This window comes from Micromonospora sp. DT178 (assembly GCF_049841695.1).
In the GTDB taxonomy this organism is placed as follows: domain Bacteria; phylum Actinomycetota; class Actinomycetes; order Mycobacteriales; family Micromonosporaceae; genus Micromonospora.
Genome location: NZ_JBNCKV010000121.1, coordinates 1 through 206, shown reverse-complemented (window position 1 = coordinate 206; position 206 = coordinate 1). Strand labels below are relative to the sequence as shown.

Annotated in this window: 1 protein-coding gene; it reads right to left on the bottom strand. The window is 48.5% G+C overall.

The window, feature by feature from the left end:
* Nucleotides 1-206: hypothetical protein (locus ACLQ22_RS32245; protein WP_425695647.1), on the bottom strand; the 206-nt coding region annotated here is incomplete at both ends.

Below are 206 nucleotides of genomic sequence, written 5' to 3'. Positions count from 1 at the left end.
CGGTGTGTGGTTGTTCTTTGAGAACTCAACAGGGTGCTTGATAAGCCAGTGCCAAATTGATTTATACCCCGGACTGGTCAGGCTTCGGTTTGGCTGGTCTTGGATTCCTTTGGCAACACTTTTTGTTGTCGGGATGACTGTTTCAACAAGTTTTTGTTGGAGAGTTTGATCCTGGCTCAGGACGAACGCTGGCGGCGTGCTTAACA